Raw genomic sequence first — 20,330 nt, forward strand, 5'->3', positions numbered from 1 at the left:
CGACACCCAAGGATCACCCCGCCACGAACTCATCCCGCCGATAGCCCTGCGCATACAGCAGCGCGGTGAGATCGCCGTGGTCGATCCGGACCGCGGCGGCGGCTGCGACCGCCGGCTTGGCGTGATAGGCGACGCCGAGGCCTGCGGCCTGGATCATGCCGAGATCGTTGGCGCCGTCGCCCACCACCAGCGTGTCGATATCGTCGAGGTCGAAGGATTCGGTGAGCTCGATCAGGGTGGCGAGCTTGGTGGCGCCGCCGAGGATCGGCTCGACCACGTCGCCGGTCAGCTCGCCGTTCTCGACCAGCAGCTGGTTGGCACGGTTCTCCTGGAAACCGACTTTTGCCGCGACCACCTGGGTGAACAGGGTGAAGCCGCCGGAAATCAGGCAGGTGTAGGCGCCGTGCGCACGCATGGTCATGACCAGCTCGCGGCCGCCCGGCGTCAGCGTGATGCGCTGGTTCAGCACCTCGTCGACGATGCTGACCGGCAGGCCCTTGAGCAGCGCCACGCGCTCGCGCAGCGCCGGTTCGAACTCGATTTCGCCGCGCATCGCGCGTTCGGTGATGGCGGCGACATGGGACCTGAGCCCGGCGAAGTCGGCGAGCTCGTCGATGCACTCCTGGCCGATCATGGTGGAATCCATGTCGGCCAGAAAAAGCTTCTTGCGCCGGCCGATCCGAGGCTGCACGACAATGTCGATCGGCAGGTCGCCGCGGGCCTGGCGCAGCCGCGCTTCGATCGCCTTGATGTCGTCTCGGCTGGCCTCGCCGCTGGAATTCTGGCTCTCGAACGGGATGTCGACGGCGACCTCGTTGAACAGCCACTGCGCCGGGCCGGGTGAGGGCAGCACGGCCCGCGCACCGTCGACGATGCTGGAGTCGAGTGCGGGGCTTGCAGGATTGCAGATCAGCGTGGCAACGAGGGACATGCAGGCGCATTCGGGATTGTTGGACAAGGCAGTGCTTATCGCAGGGCCGACCGCCAGCGGCAAGTCGGCCCTGGCGCTCGCGCTTGCGCAGCGGACCGGCGGGGTCGTGATCAACACCGACTCGATGCAGGTCTATCGCGACCTCCGCATCATCACGGCGCGGCCGACCGCAAGCGAGGAAGCGCTGGTTCCGCACCGGCTCTACGGCCATGTCGACGCCGGCGTGAATTTCTCGGCCGGCGCCTGGGTGGCGGATGCGACCAGGGTGCTCGGCGAGGCACGTGCGGACAAGCGCCTGCCGATCTTCATCGGCGGCTCCGGCCTGTATTTCAAGACACTGACGCGCGGCCTCTCGGCGGTGCCGCCGATCCCCGCCGCTGTGCGCGACGGTGTCCGCGCAAGGCTGGAGCGGCACGGCGTCGAGGCGCTGCATGCCGAGCTTGCCGCGCGCGATCCGGTGTCGGCCGAACGGCTGAAGCCGCGCGACCGCACCCGCGTCGCGCGCGCGCTCGAGGTCGTCGAGGCCACCGGCCGCCCGTTGCCGGACTGGCACCGTGAGGGCCTGCCGCCGCTGCTGCCGCAGAGCGAATTCCATGCGCTCTTTCTCGCGCCGGAGCGCGGCCAGCTCTATGCCCGGATCGACGCCCGGTTCGACACGATGCTCGATGGCGGTGCGCTTGACGAGGTCGCGGCGCTCGCCGCGCGCGGGCTCGATCCGCTGCTGCCGGCGATGAAAGCCCATGGCGTGCCGGCGCTGATCCGGCACCTGACGGGCGAGATCAGCCGGAAGGAGGCCGCCGAGATCGGCCGGGCCGACACCCGGCACTACGCCAAGCGCCAGTTCACCTGGTTTCGCCACCAGCTTCCGGAATTCGAATGGGTGGCGCCGGAAGCGGCGAGGGAGTGGCTGCAAAGCAAGATCGCGTAGCCCGGATGGAGCGAAGCGTAATCCGGGGCCAGCGTCTCCGCGGCAAGGTCCCCGGATTTCGCTGCGCTTCATCCGGGCTACGAGGGCTGGCCGGGCGCCCCGATGCCGCCGCACGCCGTCTGCCATGCGCGTTTCATCGCGCAAAACCACTCGCCGAACGGGCGGAACCCCGGTACAGTGCGTAAATCGCGAAAGTGCTTGCCTTGCCTTGACATTCGGGCTTTGGCCGCTATGTTCGCGCAACCTTTGGGAAGACTGGGTCACCTCGTGCGCAACATTATTACCAAACTGCTTATCGCCGTCGTACCCAGGCACACCGCCGGGGATGGCTAGCGGCCATCCACATTCGGGCGGTGTGCATGGGGCCTCTGGGGCCCCTTTTTATTGCCCGAAGCCGAACTGACGAGAACTGAAAAAGCCGCGCAAAAACAAGCGCATCCGGAGCGAACCATGACCGACAAAAGCCACGATCCCAATCAGATGACCGGCGCCGCGATGATCGTGCGCGCGCTCATCGATCACGGCGTGCAGCATGTCTTCGGCTATCCCGGCGGTGCGGTGCTTCCGATCTACGACGAGATTTTCCAGCAGAGCGAGGTCGAGCACATCCTGGTCCGCCACGAGCAGGGCGCCGGCCATGCCGCCGAAGGCTACGCCCGCTCGACCGGCAAGCCCGGCGTGGTGCTGGTGACCTCGGGCCCCGGCGCCACCAACATGGTGACGCCGCTGACCGACGCGCTGATGGATTCGATCCCGCTGGTCTGCATCACCGGCCAGGTGCCGACCCATCTGATCGGCAACGACGCCTTCCAGGAATGCGACACCGTCGGCATCACCCGGCCGGCCACCAAGCACAACTGGCTGGTGCGCGACGTCAACGACCTCGCCAGAGTGCTGCACGAGGCCTTCTATGTCGCCACCACCGGCCGGCCCGGCCCGGTCGTGGTCGACGTGCCGAAGGACGTGCAGTTCGCCACCGGCACCTATCATCCGCCGCGCAAGTCGGACGTGCACATCTCCTACACGCCGCGCGTGAAGGGCGATGCGACCCAGATCCGCAAGGCGGTGGCGCTGCTCGCCAGTGCAAAACGTCCGGTGATCTATTCCGGCGGCGGCGTGATCAATTCCGGTCCCGAGGCCTCGCAGCTGCTGCGCCAACTGGTGGAGGCGACCGGCTTCCCGATCACCTCGACCCTGATGGGGCTCGGCGCCTATCCGGCGTCGGGGCCGAACTGGCTCGGCATGCTGGGCATGCACGGCACCTACGAGGCCAACATGACGATGCATGATTGCGACGTCATGTTGTGCGTCGGCGCGCGCTTCGACGACCGGATCACCGGCCGCACCGACGCATTCTCGCCGGGCTCGAAGAAGATCCACATCGACATCGATCCGTCCTCGATCAACAAGAACATCCGAGTCGACGTGCCGATCATCGGCGACTGCGGCAATGTGCTCGGCGACTTGCTGCAGGTGTTCAAGGCGGAGGCGAAGAAGCCGGACATCAAGACGTGGTGGCAGCAGATCGCGCAATGGCGCGCGCGCAATTCGCTGTCCTACCGCAAGAACAACGATATCATCCTGCCGCAATACGCGATCCAGCGCCTGTTCGAGCTGACCCGCGGCAAGGACACCTACATCACGACCGAGGTCGGTCAGCACCAGATGTGGGCCGCGCAGTTCTTCGGCTTCGAGGAGCCGCACCGCTGGATGACCTCGGGCGGGCTCGGCACCATGGGCTACGGCCTGCCTGCCGCGGTCGGCGTCCAGGTGGCGCATCCGGACAGCCTGGTGATCGACATCGCCGGCGACGCCTCGGTGCAGATGACGATCCAGGAAATGTCGACGGCGGTCCAGTTCGAGCTGCCGATCAAGATCTTCATCCTGAACAACCAGTACATGGGCATGGTGCGGCAGTGGCAGCAGCTCTTGCACGGCAACCGCCTGTCGCATTCGTACTCGGAGGCGCTGCCGGACTTCGTCAAGCTCGCCGACGCCTATGGCTGCGTCGGGCTGCAGGCGACCAAGCCGTCCGATCTCGACGGCGCGATCAAGGAGATGATCTCGATCAAGCGCCCGGTGCTGTTCGACTGCCGCGTTGCCGCGCTGGAGAACTGCTTCCCGATGATCCCGTCGGGCAAGGCGCATAACGAGATGCTGCTGCCGGAAGAGGCCACCGACGAGGCCACCGCGAAGGCGTTCTCCGGCGGCAAGGCGCTGGTGTGATGATGGCGGACACAAATTCCATTGTCATCGCCCGGCTTGACCGGGCGATCCAGTACGCCGCGGCATCTCGGTTACTATCGGACGTCTCTGGAATACTGGATGCCCGCTTTCGCGGGGATGACAAGACAGAAAGCAGAGCGACTGGAAACCAACATGTTTGACCTCAACGGGCTCGAGCGCGCGCACAGGATCGTCGGCACTGCGGTGCCGGCGACGCCGGCGTATGCCTGGCCGTTGCTGGCCGAGCGGCTCGGCACCGAGGTCGTGGTCAAGCATGAGAACCACACGCCGACCGGCGCCTTCAAGGTGCGCGGCGGCCTGGTCTATCTCGAGCGGTTGAAGCGCGAGCGGCCCGACGTGCCCGGCATCATCTCGGCGACGCGCGGCAATCACGGCCAGAGCCTGGCCTTTGCGGCCGGGCGTCACGGCGTGCCGGTTGTGATCTACGTGCCGCGTGGCAATTCGGTCGAGAAGAACCGCGCCATGCACGCGTTCGGCGCCGAGCTCGTCGAGCATGGCGAGGACTTCCAGGCCGCACGCGAAGAGGCCGAGCGCCGCGCCCAGTTCGCCGGCCTGCACATGGTGCCGTCGTTCCACCTCGACCTTGTGCTGGGCGTTGCGACCTACGCGCTCGAGCTGTTCCGGTCTGCGCCCGACCTCGACATTCTCTATGTGCCGATCGGGCAGGGCTCCGGGATCTGCGGCTGCATCATGGCGCGCGACCTGCTCGGACTGAAGACCGAGATCGTCGGCGTGCAGTCGACCGAGGCGCCGTCCTACGCCCTGTCGTTTGCGGCCGGCAAGATCGTGACCACCGCGGCCAGCAACACGCTGGCCGATGGCATGGCGACGCGGATTCCGGATGCGGACGCGTTCGCGCTGATTGAGAAGGGCGCCTCGCGCATCGTGCAGGTCACCGACGACGAGGTCGCCCAGGCGATCCGGGCCTATTGGACCGACACCCACAATCTCGCCGAGGGCGCAGGTGCTGCGGCGCTCGCGGCCGCACTGCAGGAGAAGAACAGGCTCGCCGGCAAGCGGGTCGGCCTGATCCTGAGCGGCGGCAATATCGATTTCGATCTGTTCCGGACCTGGATTGGGACGGATGCTGCGCCGGCCGCCCAGCGGGCGGTGGCGTGAAAAGAATGTAAGGGGACGATCATGAACCAGCCCGCATCCGCCTACTTCCTCGAAGAACGTCACGATCCCAACGAGACGCACACGCTGTCCGTGCTCGTGCAGAACGAACCCGGTGTGCTCGCGCGCGTGATCGGGCTGTTCTCCGGCCGCGGCTACAACATCGAAAGTCTCACCGTCTCGGAGACCGAGAGCCAGAAACATCTGTCGCGGATTACGATCGTCACGACAGGCACGCCGATGGTGATCCAGCAGATCAAGCACCAGCTCGATCGCATGATCCCGGTCTACCGCGTCGTCGACATGACGCTGACCGGCAGCTCGATCGAGCGCGAGCTTGCAATGGTCAAGGTCAGGGGCGGCGGCGATCACCGCGTCGAGGCGCTGCGGCTGGCGGATGCGTTTCGCGCCCGGGTGATCGACGCCACGACCGAGAGCTTCGTGTTCGAGATCACAGGCAATTCGTCCAAGATCAGTCAGTTCATCGACCTGATGCGCCCGCTGGGCCTGGTCGAGGTGTCACGAACCGGGGTGGCCGCGATCACGCGTGGGCCGGAAGGGATGTGAGTCATGTTGGCGCGCGACTGGTACTACACGCAACGGCGGCGGGTCGGTCTCGATACCGCGGTGGCCTCGATCTATGACGTCAGCGAGGATAGCGATGTCCGTGCCCGTCAGGCGCTGAGCATGCTCGGCGTCAAGCCGGGCTGGCGGATCGCCGATATCGGCTGCGGCAACGGCGTGCTGGCGACCGAGGCGGCGCTGATGGGTGCCGAGGTCGACGCTATCGACATCTCGCCAGCAATGATCGGGCTTGCCGAAATCTACGCGCGCGACCGCAAGGCGAAAATCCGGACCCAGCCGGCCGGCTTGCTGTCCTTTGCCTATCAACCGAGTTCCTATGATCTGATCGTCAGCGAGTTTACGCTGCACCATCTGCCGGATTTTTGGAAAGCCGTGGCGTTGTCGCGGATCTTCAACGCGCTGAAGCCTGGCGCGAATTTCTATCTGCGCGACATGGTGTTCGTCAGCATGCCCGACGGCGTCGATCGCGACGTCGAGGGCTGGGCCGATTTCTCGATCAAGAATCACGATTTCGAGCGCGAAAGCGTGATGACCCACATGCGCGACGAATACTCGACCTTCGGCTGGGTGATGGAGCGGATGCTCACCGAGACCGGCTTCACGCTGGTCGCCGCCGACTATCACGCGCCACTGCACGGCACCTATCTGCTGCGCAAACCAAAGCCGGACGAGCAAATCTAGTCCTCGACCGCCCCGACCGACAGCGAAACGGAAGCAAAGAAGAACAACGATGAAGCCGGCCGATGTTGGCATCGCCGTCATGGTCGCGGTGATCTGGGGACTTGCGTTCGTCGCGAGCCGGATCGCGCTCGACGAGTTCTCGCCGGAGCTGATGACGACGCTGCGCTTTGGCATCGCCGCGCTGCCGTGTCTGTTCCTGCGCAAGCCCGGCATCTCCTGGCCGCTGCTGATCGCCATCAGCTTCACGCTGTTCCTCGGCCAGTTCCTCGCGCAGGCCTTCGCGATCGCGCATGGCGTGCCGGTCGGCCTCTCCAGCGTGGTCGTGCAGAGCCAGGCGCTGTTCACCATCGCGTTCGCGGCGATCGCATTCGGCGAGATGCCGACGCGGACGCAGGCGATCGGGGTCGCGATCGCCGCGCTCGGTTTGCTGATGATCTGCGGCACGGTCGGTTACGATTTCAGCGTCTCGGCCTTCGCCATTCTGATGATCTGTCCGATCAGCTTCGCGATCGGCAATCTGTTGCTGCGGCAGGCGCACGCCGCGCCGATGTTCGACCTGTTCGCCTGGCTGTGCCTGTCCGCCGCGGTGCCGCTCGCGGTGCTGACCCTGATCAGCAACGGGCCGCAGCCGACCTGGCAGGCGCTGAGCCACATGTCGCTGACCGGGCTGATCTGCGTGCTCTGTCTCGGCGGCATCTCGACCAGCATCGCCTATTGGCTGTGGGGCCGGCTGCTCAGGGATTATCCCGCGGCGCAGGTGGTGCCGTTCGCGCTATTGGTGCCGTTCGTCGGCTCCGCCGCCTCCAGCATCGTGTTCGGTGAGAGATTCGGGCCGCTGCGGCTCGCCGGCATGGTCGCTGTGATCGCCGGCATTGCCGTGATGCTGCTGTCGAAGCGGCCAAAAGCGCTGCCGAAGGTCGCGTGAGGGCACCATGTCGAATTCGCTGCTGCTCGCCTTTGTCGTGTTCGCCGTCTTTGGGGCGCCACCATGTTCCAGTGGATCAATGCCAGCGGCGATTGCCGCCTTTCCCTGGAACATCGCGATCCAGGTCGGCCTCAGCCTGATGCTGGGAACGGTGTCCTGCATCGTCTGGGCCCTGTTCGGCACCGCCCTGCGGCCGGTCCTGACTCGCCCCGGGCGATCCGTGCCACCAACGTCGTCATGGCCATCCTGCTGCAGGCCTCGCTCTACCCGGTCTTCATGGACGCATGATGCCGCACCGCGCCATGCGAGATGAGGGTTTCCCCTGAGCGGGAAAATGCTCTAGACAACGCCGGAAATTCGCGGGCGTCCGGTGGTTCTGACCTTCCGAAAGCCTGATTCATCGGCCGATTTTGGCCCCTTCAAACGAGGAAACCACGATGCGAGTTTACTACGATCGCGATGCCGACCTGAACCTGATCAAGGGCAAGAAGGTCGCCATCGTCGGCTACGGCAGCCAGGGCCACGCCCATGCGCTCAACCTGAAGGATTCCGGCGTCAAGGACGTGGCGATCGCCCTGCGCAAGGGTTCGGCCTCGGCCAAGAAGGCCGAGAACGCCGGCTTCAAGGTGATGGAAGTCGCCGAGGCCGCCAAGTGGGCCGACCTCGTCATGATGCTGACCCCGGACGAATTGCAGGGCGACATCTATCGCGAGCACCTGCACGACAACATGAAGAAGGGCGCGGCGCTGGTCTTCGCCCACGGCCTCAACGTGCACTTCAACCTGCTCGATCCGCGCGCCGACCTCGACGTGCTGATGATCGCGCCGAAGGGCCCCGGCCACACCGTGCGCTCGGAGTACCAGCGCGGCGGCGGCGTGCCCTGCCTGATCGCGATCGCCAAGGATTCGTCGGGCAACGCCCATGACCTCGGCCTCAGCTACGCCTCGGCGATCGGCGGCGGCCGCGCCGGCATCATCGAGACCACCTTCAAGGAAGAGTGCGAGACCGACCTGTTCGGCGAGCAGGTGGTGCTCTGCGGCGGCCTGGTCGAGCTGATCAAGGGCGGCTACGAGACGCTGGTCGAGGCCGGCTACGCGCCCGAGATGGCCTATTTCGAGTGCCTGCACGAAGTGAAGCTGATCGTCGACCTGATCTATGAAGGCGGCATCGCCAACATGAACTACTCGATCTCCAACACCGCCGAGTACGGCGAGTACGTCACCGGTCCGCGCATCGTCACGGCCGAGACCAAGGCGGAGATGAAGCGCGTGCTGGCCGACATCCAGGGCGGCAAGTTCGCCCGCGACTGGATGCTCGAAAACAAGGTCAACCAGACCTCGTTCAAGGCGACCCGTGCCAAGCTCGCGGCCCATCCGATCGAGGAAGTCGGCGCCAAGCTGCGCGACATGATGCCCTGGATCAAGAAGGGCGCGCTGGTCGACAAGAGCAAGAACTAAGCGCGGTCTGGTAGGGTTGGTTAGCGAAGCGTAACCCACCACTTCGTTCCGCGGAGACGCGGTGGGTTACGCCTCCGGCTAACCCACCCTACGCATCAACGAAAAAGGGTGGGCGCATTGCCCACCCTTTTTTCTTTGTCACAAGCACAACGTAGCGCCTAACCGGCTGCCATCGGCTGCTTCTCGATCCTGTTGTGGAGCTGCCAGAACCGCACCGTGCGCTGCGCGGTCTCCAGCGACAGCCGCCGGTAATCGCGATGCGCGATCTCCAACGTCGTGTGGTCGATGGCGTGCGGCAGCGGCCGGTTGCGCAGGATGGTCTCGACGGTCGGCCAGTTCAGCCGCGCCGAGCGGCACGGGATCAGCAGCAGGTCGGAACGCAGCCCGAGCATCAGGCGCTCGATCATCCCGATCGGCATGTCGTTGAGGACGGCAAGCGAAACCGTGACCTCGTCGAACTTTCCGGCCTCGGCAAATTTGTAGACAGCCGCGTCGTCGAGCTCGTTGAGCTGCTTCATCAGCTTGACCAGCTCTTCGGCGATGCCGTAGTTGCGGCGTGGCGCTGCGGCCTCTTCCTGGGCGATGTCGTTCAGCACCTGGCTGATCTCCTCGCGCGCCCGGGGCGAGGCGATTGCGAGCAGGCGGGCGCGCACGGTCTCCTTGGCGCGCAGCAGCAGGTCGCGCAGCAGCTTGGCCGGAATGTCGATGCGCAACCCGAGGATCTCGACCAGCTCGTCGTCGCCCTCGGCGCGCGCGACGATCGTGGAATAACCTTTGTCAGAGAATTGTGCGCCGGCGTTCTTGGCCAGGCGCCGGATTACCTTGTCCTCGCCGCGATCGATGATCACGTCGGTGACGAGTGACGGCAGGTTTTCCCGAGCGGAGATCGCGAACAGATGGTCCTGGCCCTTGCTGCTGGCAATCTCGCGTAGTGCGGCGTTTGACAGGCGGCTGGAGTGGGTCAGCACCTCGCCGGCGACGCTGATGTCGTCGTCCCAGGCGAGATGGTGAATCACATCAAACGGCGCATAGTCGAGCGGCGCGAGCCGCTTGCTGAGCTCGGCCCGCGCACGTGTCTCGACGCGCGCGACGAGCAGGCAGAGCACGTCGTCGAACACCTTGACCTGTTCATCGTTGAGACGGTCGCCGTCGTTCAGGAACAGATCGGTGACCTGCCGCAGCGTCTGCACGCGCTTGGCCGACGTCCCGTCGCGGACCGCATCCTCGAGTTCGGCAATAATCGATTGTGACGCCTGTTGCGCCATCGATGGGCAACCTTGTTTTGTTTGATAACAACAGCCTGCAGGATATCGATCGTGATCTTACACCTGCGTTAAGGTGGAACCCGGTGCAAATACGGGTCCATCGCCATCCTTAACGGACCGCCACCGGATCCGATTCAATTTGCGCGTTCGATGCAGCCATGGAGACAAGCGCACTTTAAGCGATCGTTTAGGGCAATGCGCGCCGCGCGACGGCGAAGATGTCGATCGGCGCGGCGCGGCCGCGCAAGTGCGTCGCGCCGAGCGGCTCGATGACAAAGTCCGGCTCCGCCGGCAGCAGGCGAAGCAGCTCGCCCGAGACCAGCAGCGGCCGGCCAGCCTCCTTGCAATGCGCCTGCAGTCGCGCCGTGACGTTCACGGTGTCGCCGAAATAGGCAATCTGCCGCCGCGAGTCGCCGCATTCGGCGACGACCACCGGACCGGCATGCATTCCCGCCCGGAATGCAGGCGCGACGCCGAACTGCTTGCGATAATAATCGGCGCGCTTGGCGAGGCGGTCCTCGATCGCGAACACGCAGTCGAGCCAGCGCGACGGCCGGCCGTTGCTGACCGGCCAGGTCACGATGACTTCGTCGCCGACATAGGCATGGACCTCGCCGCCATGCGCCACGATCGCGTCGTCGATGTCGGAGAAGAAGCGCGTCAACAGCTCCTGCACGCGCAGCTCGCCCATCTGTTCCGCCAGCGTGGTCGAGCCGACCAGGTCGAGAAACAGCAGCACGCGCTGCTCGCGCACCGGCTGGCGATAGCGTCCGAGCACGACATTGAGCAGCGTTCGCCCGCCGATCATCCGAACCAGCTCGTAGATCGTCGTGATAGGAATCGAGAGCAGCAGCGCGACGCCGATGATCTTGAAGAACGTATCACGAAACCAGTTCGCCTCGAGCCCATGTCCGTTGAGCACGACCTCCAGCACAATCGCGGCAACCGCGACGATGACGGCGAGGATGACGGAGCGCGCAACCAGCTCGACAATGAGCGGCCGCTGCCGCAACCAGCTGCCATGCGAGACGAGATAAAGATGCGAGCCCCAGAGGATCAGGGTGATGGCGGCGCCCTCGACGGCGCTGCGCAGATAGTTCGCGACCGACGCCTCGTTGGGTTGATCGAAGGTATGGCGGAATAGTCCGCCGACGAGCAGGCCGAACGCGGCCAGAATGATCACAGGCGTCAGGGCGCGGCGCATGGTCCCTCCAGCACATGAAATATCCCGCATGGATCGGAAAGGCCAGTCGCGGTACCGCGACGCCGACTGCCTGTATTACGACCTCGGCGAGGGGCACCATCGCGCGGCTCGATGCCGGCGAATGCATGCGCAGCATGACCGAGGCCCGGGCCAGGGAACTGGAGAATCTCGGCCATCAGTGAGCCATCTTCCGGAGTCAGGACCGGGGTCATGACTGACGGAAAGAGCCAGGACGAACTGACCCAACTCGCCGATGAGGCGCTGCGCGCCCAACCCGGCTGCGAGACCGCGCGCGTGCCCGCGGTCGCCGCGCTGCCCGATGCGCGGATCGGGCGCAACTGGGAGATTCCGAATGTCGTGCTCGGCGACAGCCTGATCAGCGACGTCGATCGCGCGGTGCTGTCGGTGCATCGCCGGCTCGGCCGCAAGTTTCATCTCGTGTAAGGTGGCCTGATCCTAGCTCGCCCGTGCCTGCTGCGGTGCGGGCCGTGCGGCCATGCTGATCATCCTGAGCGTGAACACCGCGGCGAGCGGCACGAGGAACAGCGCGTAAAGCGGCATCTCGGGAATCCGCTTGCCGAACGAGACCATGAACTGCAGCAGCAGATAATAGCCGCCGATCAGATGCAGCCTGTGCCAGGCGCGCGGTCCCAGCAGCGCGGCCGTGCGATCGAACGAGGTCGCGGTCATCGCGATGATCGCGAGATAGCCGATGCCGCCGAAGATGTACGAGGCAACCGAGGTCGCGGCAGCGAAGCCATGCGAATCGAGCATTGCGAACGCGGTGATGGCGACCGCGTGGATGGCGTGCGAGGCGGCGAAGCTGACGCCGAGGTAGCGGCGGTTGCGGCGCTGCCAGTGCGTCCAGGCGTTCGGCCAGAGCCGCGCCAGCGCCGCGGCGGAGAAGGCGAGGCAGAAGAACAGCAGCGAGGTACGGGCCGTGAAGCGGATCACCATCCGCACGCCCTCGGCCTCGAACTGCCGCATCCCCGCGATCCCAAGCGAAAGCCCGATCAGGGTCAGCGTGAGCAGGCCGAACAGCCGCCAGCCTTCGAACCAGGTGCGACGCATCGACATATCCGGCCTCCTTCGAGAATGTAATCACCAGTTACATGTCGATCGTCGATGCGGCAATCCGTGTAATCGGCGCTTACATTCACAAGGGGGTGATGCTAGAGCAGGGCCGATGCGCCGCCCCGCCAAACCGCAGTCCACCCGTCCGGCCAAGCCGCGTCGCGCCGCGTCGCGCACGGCGGCGGCCAGGCCCTATCACCATGGCGACCTCCGGCGGGTCCTGATCGACGCGGCGATGCAGCTGGTCGGCGAGGGCGGGCCGGCGGCGGTCAGCGTGCGCGAGGCCGCCCGCCGCGCCGGGGTCTCGCCCGGCGCCCCGTTCCGGCACTTCCCGAGCCGGGATGCCCTGATGAACGCGGTGGCCGAGGAGGCGCAGCGCCGCTTCCGCGCGGAGATCGAGACCGCGCTGGCCGATGCGCCGGCCGGCGATCCGCTCGGCCGCTTCCGCTGCCTCGGAATCGCCTATCTGCGCTGGGCGATGAAGAACCCGACCCATTTCGAGATCATCTCCAGCCGCCGCTTGTTCGACCACGACCGCTCGGCCGGCGTCTCCAGCGACAATGCCGAGTTGATCGGCTTGACCGAGCGCACGCTGGCGGAGGCCTTTTCAGCCGGCCAGCTCGCGGCGCGCGACCTGAAGCAGGTCCAGATCGCCGGCCGCGCGCTGGTCTATGGTTTCGCCCGGATGCACATCGACGGCCATCTGCCGCGCTGGGGCGTCGGCGAAGCCGAGGTCGAGCGGATGGCCGCCGACATCGTCGACCTCTTCATCGCGGGCATCGCAAGGCCCGCGGCGCCTGCGGCCAAGGTCTAACGGCGCACGGCTCGTCGCGGCATGCCGGCGCGGGCAAATTCATTGCGCGTTCATGACGATTCAATTACGATTTTGTGACATGGTGCAGACACCGGCTGTGCCGTGTGCCTCCTGGCCGTTGCCAGTCAAGGCCGTGGTATTGCGCCGGGTCGTATTGCGTCCCGCCCATGGCGCCCGCGCCTCAGCAAAACTCCTCGGTTGCCGCGCTCGCCGGCGGTCTCGCCGCGATCGGAATCTGGCGGTTGATGGCGGTCGCCGCGCCGCATCTCGGCGCGCTGATCCTGATGCTGCGGACCGAGACCGATTTCGGCTCGCGGCTCTGCTTCCTGCTGACCTGGGGAATCCTCAACTTCCTGTTCATCGCATTGCTGCGCCGGCCGGCGCTGTCGGGCGCGCTGTCGCTGACGCTGGTCGTGGTGCTGGTGCTGCTGTCGCGCTTCAAGCACGACGTGGTGCAGATGACCGCGAACTTCGTCGACCTGATGGTGATCGACCGCGACACCGCAGCGTTCCTGCTCACGATCTTCCCGAACCTGCGCTGGTCGATCATAGGCGCCGGTCTCGTCACGCTGCCTCTGATGTACGCGCTATGGTGGCTCGATCCATTCCGCATCCGCCGCCTGCCGGCCGCGGCGGCGTGCCTTGCCTGCACCGCGGCGCTCTCGGGCTATGCCTTCGCCTGGCCGGATGAAGCCTGGCGCGGCTATTACGACGACGGCTATCTGTCGAAATTCGCGCGCTCCGGCGTGACCGCAGTGTCCGACTTCGTCACCTATGGCTTCATGGAGTCGGATCCGAGCGCGAGCGACCAGCTCAAGATGCCGCTGGTCGATGCCTGCCATCCTGCCGGCCGGCGGCCGAACATCATCATGATCCATGATGAATCGAGCTTCGACATCCGCGCCGCATCCGGCGTCAAGGTGCCGCCGGGCTATGGCAGCCAGTTCAAGTCCTATGACGGGATCGAGCGCAAATTCCTCGCCGAGAGCAATGGCGGGCCGAGCTGGTTCACCGAATACAACGTGCTGGCGGGATTGTCCTCGCGCTCGTTCGGCCGGTTCTCCTATTTCGTCACCCGCATCGCATCCGGCCGGGTCGCGCGCGGCCTGCCGCTGGCGCTGCGCCGCTGCGGCTATGAGACGCTTTCGCTGTATCCGGCGTTCGGCGCCTTCATGAGCGCGCGCAATTTCCAGATCACGACCGGCATCCAGCAATTCTACGACGCGCATGATCTGCATGCCAAGGACGTCGAGCCCGACAGCTTCTTCTACGACAAGGCGCTGAAGCTGATGGCGGAGCAGAAGACGTCGGGCGCGCCGCTGTTCACCTTCGTCTATCTCGCCGCCAACCATTTTCCGTGGGAGACCAAGTTCCGTCCCCACCTGCTGCCGGCATGGAAGCGGCCGGGCAACACGCCGTCGGTCGATGAATATCTGCGCCGGCAGGCGATGAGCGCCAACGACTATGCCGGCTTTGTCGCGGCGCTGAAGAAGAAGTTTCCGGCGCAGCCGTTCCTGATCGTGCGCTACGGCGATCACCAGCCGGAATTCTCGCCGCAGCTGCTCGACCCCGAGCTCGACGAGGCCGGCATCGGCAAGAAGCTGATGGATTACGATCCGCGTTACTACGCGACCTATTACGCGATCGACGCCGTCAACTTCGAACCGGTGAAGAGCCCGGCGGTGATGAACACGATCGATGCCGCCTACCTGCCGCTGGTGATCCAGGAGGCCGCCGGCATTCCGCTCGATCCCTCGTTCGAGGAGCAGAAGGCCATCATGCTTCGCTGCAACGGCGCGTTCTATTCCTGCAAGGACGGCGCCGAAGCGCGCCGCTTCAACCGCCTGTTGATCGACGCGGGGATCATCAAGGGATTGTAGGCGCGATCATCCCGATGATTGTAGGATGGGTAGAGCGCAGCGAAACCCATCATTTGTTACCCGAGGCGAGATGATGGGTTTCGCTGCGCTCTACCCATCCTACGATTTTCCCCCGATCTTCTCCCACAGCCAGCGCGCGACGGCGTCCGGCGAGGACGATGCATCATTGCCCGATGCGCGCAGGTTGGTCTCGCGCATCCCGGCGATGTCGATCCTGCCGAGCAGCGGCCGCAGCGCAGACTTCAGCGCCTCGTCATCTCGCCGCTGCGGCGACAGCAGCACGATCGCGTCATAGGGCGGGATGGCGTGCCTGTTGTCCTCGAGCGCGACCAGGTCGAATTTCGCGATCAGCCCGTCGCTGGTGTAGCCCGCGATGACGTCGACCTCGCCGGAGGCGACCGCCGCGTACATGAAATCCGGCTGCATCTGACGCTGGGCGCGGAAGGTCAGTCCATAGGCCTTCTGAAGGCTGGCCCATTCCGGGCGCGAGAAAAACTCGTAATCTCCTGCGATCGACATCGTCGTGGCATGCGCTGCCAGATCGGCGATCGAATGGATGCCGAGCGATTCAGCGCGCTTCTTCGGCATCACCAGCGCATAGGCATTCTCGAAGCCGAGCTCGCCGAACAGCGTGATGTTCTGCCTCGCGAGCGTCGTCTTCAGTTCACCCAGCAGCTCGGCACGGGGCCTGATGTCGGTGTGGTGGAGCTGGTTGGCCCACAGCGTGCCGGAATAGTCGACATAGACGTCGATATCGCCTGACGCGAGCGCGTCGAAGATCACGTTGGAGCCGAGGCCGGCGCGGGTCGTGGCCGACAGCCCGGCCGCTTGCAGCCGCTGCGCCATCAGCGCCGAAAGCACATATTGCTCGGTGAAGGTCTTGGCACCGACCACATAGCGCGCATGCGGACGCGCGAGTGCGGGCACCAGCGTCGCGCCGATCAGGGCGGCAATGCCGAGCCCGCCGAGCGCGGTCCGGATCCGGCTGCGACTGCGCAGGCCATTCTCGATCAGCGCCAGCAACTGGTCGACGACAAGTGCGAGAACCGCGGCGGCAAAGCAGCCGAACAGCACGAACACCCAGTTCTGGGTCTGCAGGCCTGCGAAGATATAGTTACCGAGGCTGGTCTGGCCGATCGGCGTCGACAGCGTCGCGGTGCCGATCACCCACACCGCGGCGGTGCGGATCCCCGCCATCATCACCGGCAGTGCCAGCGGCAGCTCGACCATGGTGAGCGATTGCCGCGGCGTCATGCCGACGCCTTGGGCGGCCTCCAGCACGGCGGGATCGACGCCCGACAGGCCGGTGATGGTGTTGCGCAGCACCGGCAGCATCGAATAGAGCGCGAGCGCCAGCACCGCGGGGAGGAAGCCGAAGGCGGAGAAGCTGAAGCCGAGCCACGCCGCGGTCAGCGCTGCAAGCGCCAGCAGCAGTGGATAGAACAGCGCGAGCAGCGCGAGACCGGGCACGGTCTGCACGACGCTGGCGAGCCCGAGCAGCGTCGTGCGCAGCACCGGCCGGTTGCGGGCGATGATGGCGAGCGGCAGGCTGACGAGAAGCCCGAGCGCCAGCGCAGTGACACTGACCCGCACATGACTGCCCAGATAGTCGGCCAGATGGGAAAGCGCCTCGCTCCAGCGTGGATCTGCGAACGGGCTCATGCGGTGCCGTCCCGCGGCAGCAATGCACCGAGCCGTTCCGCCTGTCGTCGCGGCGTGCGCATGAGCTCGCCGACATAGCCATCGGTGCTGGCCGAGAGGTCCGCCGGCGTGCCCTGGGCCAGCAGCCGGCCGCCATGCATGACCGCGACACGATCGGCCAGCAGCAACGCCTCGGTCATGTCGTGGGTGATCATGATTGTGGTCAGGCCAAGTTTGCGGTGCAGCGCGCGATAATCGTCGCCGAGCGCGTCGCGGGTCAGCGGATCGAGCGCGCCGAACGGCTCGTCCATCAGCACGATTCGCGGCTTCGCGGCCAGCGCACGCGCGACGCCGACGCGTTGGCGCTGGCCGCCGGAGAGCTCGTGCGGCAGACGGTCGCGATATTGCGCGCGGTCGAGCCGCACCAGATCGAGCAGCTCGTCGACGCGCGCCGAGATCTCCGCTTGCGGCCAGCCGAGCAGCGTCGGCGTGATGCCGATATTGCCGGCGACGGAAAGATGCGGGAATAACCCGCCGCTCTGGAAGACATAGCCGATGCGGCGGCGCAGCTGGATCGGGTCGATGCGGCTGACATCCTCGCCCTCGACGGCGATCTGGCCGCAGTCGGCTTCGATCAGGCGGTTGGCGAGCCTGAGCAGCGTCGTCTTGCCGGACCCCGAGCCGCCGACAACCGCGAGGAATTCGCCCTCGGCCACGTCGAGCGAGACATCGTCGACCGCCACCACGCGACCGTTGTCAAAACTCTTGCCGACATGCGCGTAGGCAATCAGCGGCGTTGCAGGCATTCCAGGGCGACCTCAGTCTCACGATCGTGAACGACAGTGATAGCCCATAAAATGGACTTTGACTCGAAGTGCACGCGCCTGCATCACGTGGTTTCGCGGGCTGCTCCAGTCGGACCCTTGAAGTGGATCAGCCCCTCTCGGGGCTGTGAGCACACATCACACTTCGTTCTTGGGGACGTATTTGCCCATGATGCACTTGTAACTTTGCAGGCGCCAATCGTGATACGGGCCCTTGGCGAGCCAGTCGGCGATGCCGATTTGGGCATTTACGGCGCAGGCGCCCATGGTGATGCCTGATTGGTCGCTGTTGGTGACGACCTTTTCCATGCAGAGCTGAGCATTGCAGAGGACGGCGACGAGCGTAACAAGCATGATGGTCTTTATCCGTAGAATTAACCCGGTCTGAGGCGGTTCATGCACGGTTCATGCCACTATCGACTGGCTGGGCACGCCGCCCGCAACACCGGGGAAGGACCGCCGGACTGATTCGCTGCGTTCGTCAGCGCGTAGCCGCACGTCGGCAGATACGCTATACTTGTTGCCCAACTACGGCGTGAGATCGGGGGCGAACGAGGAACGTTGCGCGGTCGGGGGCTGCATCGATGATGACGTTACCTGAGTTGGCGGCTGGTGCTTTGGAGAAGTTTTTCGCCACGCATGTCAGCCGCACCTTCGGGGCTTCGCAGGCACGCTTCGGCGAACTGCTGCCGGCCGCGGCGCGGATCGCGCTGGAATGCATCGGCAACAGCGACGCACTTTACCACAATGTCGAGCATACGATGCTGGTGACGCTCGCCGGGCACGACATCATCCGCGGCCGCGCGCTGCACACCCACGTCACCGCCGAGGATTACACCCACACCATCATCGCGTGCCTCACTCACGACATCGGCTATGTGCGCGGCCTGCTGAAAGGCGACGGACCGGATGGGTACGTCATCGATGCCGCCGGCAACAAGGTAGTGCTGCCGCGCGGCTCGTCCGATGCCGGCCTGATGCCGTACCATGTCGATCGCTCGAAGCTGTATGTGCTCGACAGGCTCGAGGCCGTGCTTCCGCTCGATCGCGAGCGTGTCGCGCGCAACATCGAGGGCACGCGGTTTCCGGCGCCCGAAGGCCAGCAATACGACGACGAGGCGGCGATCGTCCGCGCGGCCGATTTCATCGGGCAGCTCGGCGATCCCAACTACATCAGGAAGGCCAACGCGCTCTATCACGAGTTCGAGGAAGTCGGCATCAATCGCCAGCTCGGTTATGAATCGCCGGCCGATATCGTCGACCGCTATCCGCAATTCTACTGGAACATGGTTGCGCCGCACATCCAGGGCGCCATCGACTGCCTGAACATGACGGCAAGCGGCCGCCAGTGGATCGCAAATCTCTACAGCAACGTGTTCCGCGCCGAGCGCGAGGTGACGTTGTCCGGCCCGCAGATCTGACGCAGGACGGCCGGGCCGCGGCCTTTCCGCACAGCTTGTGCTGTGTTCCCCGGTCAATCCCGGGGCCTCCACATTTCGGCCTGCTTCCTCGTTGCACAGTCGGTGGAAATCGGCGACCTTGCGCCATGAACCTTCCATTCGACCGTGTCTTCGACCGTTTCAGCATGATCTCCCGTTTCGCTCATTTGATTGCGGCTGCCTTCGTCTGCTGGCCCGCGCTCGCGGGGGCCGCCGGTCCGGTCTACGACGTCGACCTGTATGCGCTGATGTCCGGCAGCTGCCGCAACGTCACCGTTGCGGGCCGTAGCTATAGCTGCAAGGCGGTCGCCTATTTCCACACCCAGCGCGGCCGTTCCGAATTCACCGTGGTGCTCGACGATCCCGCCGACAAGAGCCACATCGTCTCATTCTCCGGCGAGAGCACCGAGCGCACCCAGGACAATCTGTTCGAACTAGCGGTCGACCGGATGTTGCTGAAGTCGAGTGACCGCCCGCGCGTCGACGGCCTGCCGGTGCCGCTGGTCGAGATGTCAACGGGCTCCTGCCGTCAGGTCGGCAGCTTCATCACGCGGCAGGTGTCCACCATCACCTGCGCCGCCACCGACCAGAACGGCAAGAAATACGAGCTGAGCTTCGAGTCGGACGGTTCGCCGATGACGTTACGCCGGTTGCGGCAATCGACGCTGCCGTCCGAACGGCAACGGGCGCGCCAGATCGCACAGCTCGAATGCCGCCTCAAGGCGCGCGCCGCGCAGGTGCTGCCGCGGGACACGACGGCCTTCATGATCCGTTGTCTCGGTGAAGGCGACGGCAAGCCGGCCGACGAACAGCGATAGAAGCGCGGCTAAAGCGTTTTCGGGCGAAGTGGATACCGGTTCGCGTGAAGAAAACGCGTCAATACAAGAGTCCAGAGCCCGGTTCCGATCGGAACGGGAAAGGCTCTGGGGCTCAGGCTTGAGGAGAACGCGATGCGCTTGACAGTCTTCATCGTCGCCGCGATCGGTGTCGGCATCGCCGGGCCCGCTGCCGCACAGATGTACGATCCGAACTATCCGGTGTGCCTGGAAGTCTATGGCGGCCGGCTGACGCCGGAATACATCGATTGCAGCTACACGTCGCTTCCGCAATGCCAGGCAACGGCCTCGGGCCGCGCGGCGACATGCTCGGTCAATCCATTCTACAAGGGTCCGAAAAAGCCGCCCAGGGAGCGGAAGCAAAGACAACGCCAGTCCGCCGACTAGTGTCTCGTGCATCGCGTGCCTGTGATCGTCCGCATGGCCGTCGCATCGTCCGGGCTGTTGACTAACTCCGGCAGTTGTGAAGAAAGCTTGCAATGC

Annotated in this window: 21 protein-coding genes and 1 pseudogene; 15 read left to right on the forward strand and 7 right to left on the reverse strand. The window is 65.3% G+C overall.

The window, feature by feature from the left end; genetic code table 11:
* Positions 1-13: 13 nt before the first annotated feature.
* The gene (gene serB / locus ACVIW0_RS09790; RefSeq protein WP_461352127.1) at positions 14-931 is read right to left on the reverse strand and encodes a phosphoserine phosphatase SerB; all 918 of its coding nucleotides are present in this window, start codon (positions 929-931) and stop codon (positions 14-16) included.
* Here serB and miaA point away from each other — a divergent pair.
* The 8 genes and pseudogenes from miaA (at position 930) to ilvC (ending at position 8,870) form a co-directional block, all read left to right on the forward strand.
* A complete protein-coding gene (gene miaA / locus ACVIW0_RS09795) occupies positions 930-1,859 on the forward strand; it encodes a tRNA (adenosine(37)-N6)-dimethylallyltransferase MiaA (RefSeq protein ID WP_461357290.1) in 930 nt (309 codons plus the stop codon). The genes serB and miaA overlap by 2 nt on opposite strands.
* Before the next feature lie 450 nt (positions 1,860-2,309).
* On the forward strand, positions 2,310-4,085 hold the full coding sequence (locus tag ACVIW0_RS09800; protein ID WP_461352128.1) for an acetolactate synthase 3 large subunit: 1,776 nt from the start codon (positions 2,310-2,312) through the stop codon (positions 4,083-4,085).
* A 153-nt stretch (positions 4,086-4,238) separates the two neighbouring features.
* On the forward strand, positions 4,239-5,225 hold the full coding sequence (locus ACVIW0_RS09805; protein ID WP_461352129.1) for a threonine dehydratase: 987 nt from the start codon (positions 4,239-4,241) through the stop codon (positions 5,223-5,225).
* A gap of 21 nt (positions 5,226-5,246) precedes the next feature.
* Positions 5,247-5,789: an acetolactate synthase small subunit gene (gene ilvN / locus ACVIW0_RS09810; RefSeq protein ID WP_016841057.1), complete on the forward strand. Its 543-nt coding sequence runs from the start codon at positions 5,247-5,249 to the stop codon at positions 5,787-5,789.
* A 3-nt stretch (positions 5,790-5,792) separates the two neighbouring features.
* Complete coding sequence (locus ACVIW0_RS09815) at positions 5,793-6,488, forward strand: class I SAM-dependent methyltransferase (protein WP_461352130.1); 696 nt, start codon at positions 5,793-5,795, stop codon at positions 6,486-6,488.
* A 49-nt stretch (positions 6,489-6,537) separates the two neighbouring features.
* A complete protein-coding gene (locus tag ACVIW0_RS09820; RefSeq protein WP_461352131.1) occupies positions 6,538-7,413 on the forward strand; it encodes an EamA family transporter in 876 nt (291 codons plus the stop codon).
* A 51-nt stretch (positions 7,414-7,464) separates the two neighbouring features.
* Positions 7,465-7,701: pseudogene (locus ACVIW0_RS09825) on the forward strand (LysE family translocator); the annotation flags it as partial.
* 149 nt (positions 7,702-7,850) lie between these two features.
* Positions 7,851-8,870, forward strand: coding sequence for a ketol-acid reductoisomerase (ilvC, locus tag ACVIW0_RS09830; protein ID WP_050401884.1), 1,020 nt, complete (start codon positions 7,851-7,853; stop codon positions 8,868-8,870).
* A 158-nt stretch (positions 8,871-9,028) separates the two neighbouring features.
* Here ilvC and ACVIW0_RS09835 read toward each other — a convergent pair whose 3' ends face one another.
* Both ACVIW0_RS09835 and ACVIW0_RS09840 read right to left on the reverse strand, forming a co-directional pair.
* A complete protein-coding gene (locus tag ACVIW0_RS09835) occupies positions 9,029-10,135 on the reverse strand; it encodes a DUF2336 domain-containing protein (RefSeq protein ID WP_461352132.1) in 1,107 nt (368 codons plus the stop codon).
* Positions 10,136-10,322: 187 nt separating this feature from the next.
* The gene (locus ACVIW0_RS09840) at positions 10,323-11,339 is read right to left on the reverse strand and encodes an adenylate/guanylate cyclase domain-containing protein (protein ID WP_461352133.1); all 1,017 of its coding nucleotides are present in this window, start codon (positions 11,337-11,339) and stop codon (positions 10,323-10,325) included.
* 14 nt (positions 11,340-11,353) lie between these two features.
* On the opposite strand from ACVIW0_RS09840, the gene ACVIW0_RS09845 reads away from it, so the two are divergent.
* Positions 11,354-11,521, forward strand: coding sequence for a hypothetical protein (locus ACVIW0_RS09845; RefSeq protein WP_461352134.1), 168 nt, complete (start codon positions 11,354-11,356; stop codon positions 11,519-11,521).
* 28 nt (positions 11,522-11,549) lie between these two features.
* The gene (locus tag ACVIW0_RS09850) at positions 11,550-11,783 is read left to right on the forward strand and encodes a hypothetical protein (protein WP_461352135.1); all 234 of its coding nucleotides are present in this window, start codon (positions 11,550-11,552) and stop codon (positions 11,781-11,783) included.
* 12 nt (positions 11,784-11,795) lie between these two features.
* Here the strand turns inward: ACVIW0_RS09850 and ACVIW0_RS09855 are convergent, their stop codons facing one another.
* Complete coding sequence (locus tag ACVIW0_RS09855; protein ID WP_461352136.1) at positions 11,796-12,416, reverse strand: hypothetical protein; 621 nt, start codon at positions 12,414-12,416, stop codon at positions 11,796-11,798.
* Between the two features lie 109 nt (positions 12,417-12,525).
* Between ACVIW0_RS09855 and ACVIW0_RS09860 the strand changes: the two genes are divergently transcribed.
* Both ACVIW0_RS09860 and ACVIW0_RS09865 read left to right on the forward strand, forming a co-directional pair.
* Entirely contained in the window at positions 12,526-13,227 is a 702-nt protein-coding gene (locus ACVIW0_RS09860) for a TetR/AcrR family transcriptional regulator (protein WP_461352137.1), read from the forward strand.
* A gap of 167 nt (positions 13,228-13,394) precedes the next feature.
* Positions 13,395-15,107, forward strand: a complete 1,713-nt coding sequence (locus tag ACVIW0_RS09865; protein ID WP_461352138.1) for a sulfatase-like hydrolase/transferase — start codon at positions 13,395-13,397, stop codon at positions 15,105-15,107.
* 99 nt (positions 15,108-15,206) lie between these two features.
* Here the strand turns inward: ACVIW0_RS09865 and ACVIW0_RS09870 are convergent, their stop codons facing one another.
* From ACVIW0_RS09870 to ACVIW0_RS09880, 3 genes are all read right to left on the reverse strand, one after another.
* On the reverse strand, positions 15,207-16,769 hold the full coding sequence (locus ACVIW0_RS09870; protein WP_461352139.1) for an ABC transporter permease/substrate-binding protein: 1,563 nt from the start codon (positions 16,767-16,769) through the stop codon (positions 15,207-15,209).
* Complete coding sequence (locus ACVIW0_RS09875; RefSeq protein ID WP_461352140.1) at positions 16,766-17,554, reverse strand: ATP-binding cassette domain-containing protein; 789 nt, start codon at positions 17,552-17,554, stop codon at positions 16,766-16,768. The genes ACVIW0_RS09870 and ACVIW0_RS09875 overlap by 4 nt, the downstream gene beginning before the upstream one ends.
* Before the next feature lie 156 nt (positions 17,555-17,710).
* Positions 17,711-17,926 (reverse strand): hypothetical protein, encoded by a 216-nt coding sequence (locus ACVIW0_RS09880; RefSeq protein WP_461352141.1) that lies wholly within the window; start codon positions 17,924-17,926, stop codon positions 17,711-17,713.
* A 230-nt stretch (positions 17,927-18,156) separates the two neighbouring features.
* On the opposite strand from ACVIW0_RS09880, the gene ACVIW0_RS09885 reads away from it, so the two are divergent.
* The 3 genes from ACVIW0_RS09885 (at position 18,157) to ACVIW0_RS09895 (ending at position 20,234) form a co-directional block, all read left to right on the forward strand.
* Complete coding sequence (locus tag ACVIW0_RS09885; RefSeq protein ID WP_461352142.1) at positions 18,157-18,993, forward strand: metal-dependent phosphohydrolase; 837 nt, start codon at positions 18,157-18,159, stop codon at positions 18,991-18,993.
* A gap of 125 nt (positions 18,994-19,118) precedes the next feature.
* Positions 19,119-19,829 carry a hypothetical protein gene (locus ACVIW0_RS09890; protein ID WP_461352143.1) on the forward strand — a complete coding sequence of 237 codons (711 nt, stop codon included), beginning with the start codon at positions 19,119-19,121 and terminating at the stop codon, positions 19,827-19,829.
* 132 nt (positions 19,830-19,961) lie between these two features.
* Entirely contained in the window at positions 19,962-20,234 is a 273-nt protein-coding gene (locus ACVIW0_RS09895) for a DUF3551 domain-containing protein (protein ID WP_461352144.1), read from the forward strand.
* The last annotated feature ends 96 nt before the right edge of the window (positions 20,235-20,330 follow it).

The sequence above is a fragment of the Bradyrhizobium sp. USDA 4454 genome (genome assembly GCF_054822705.1).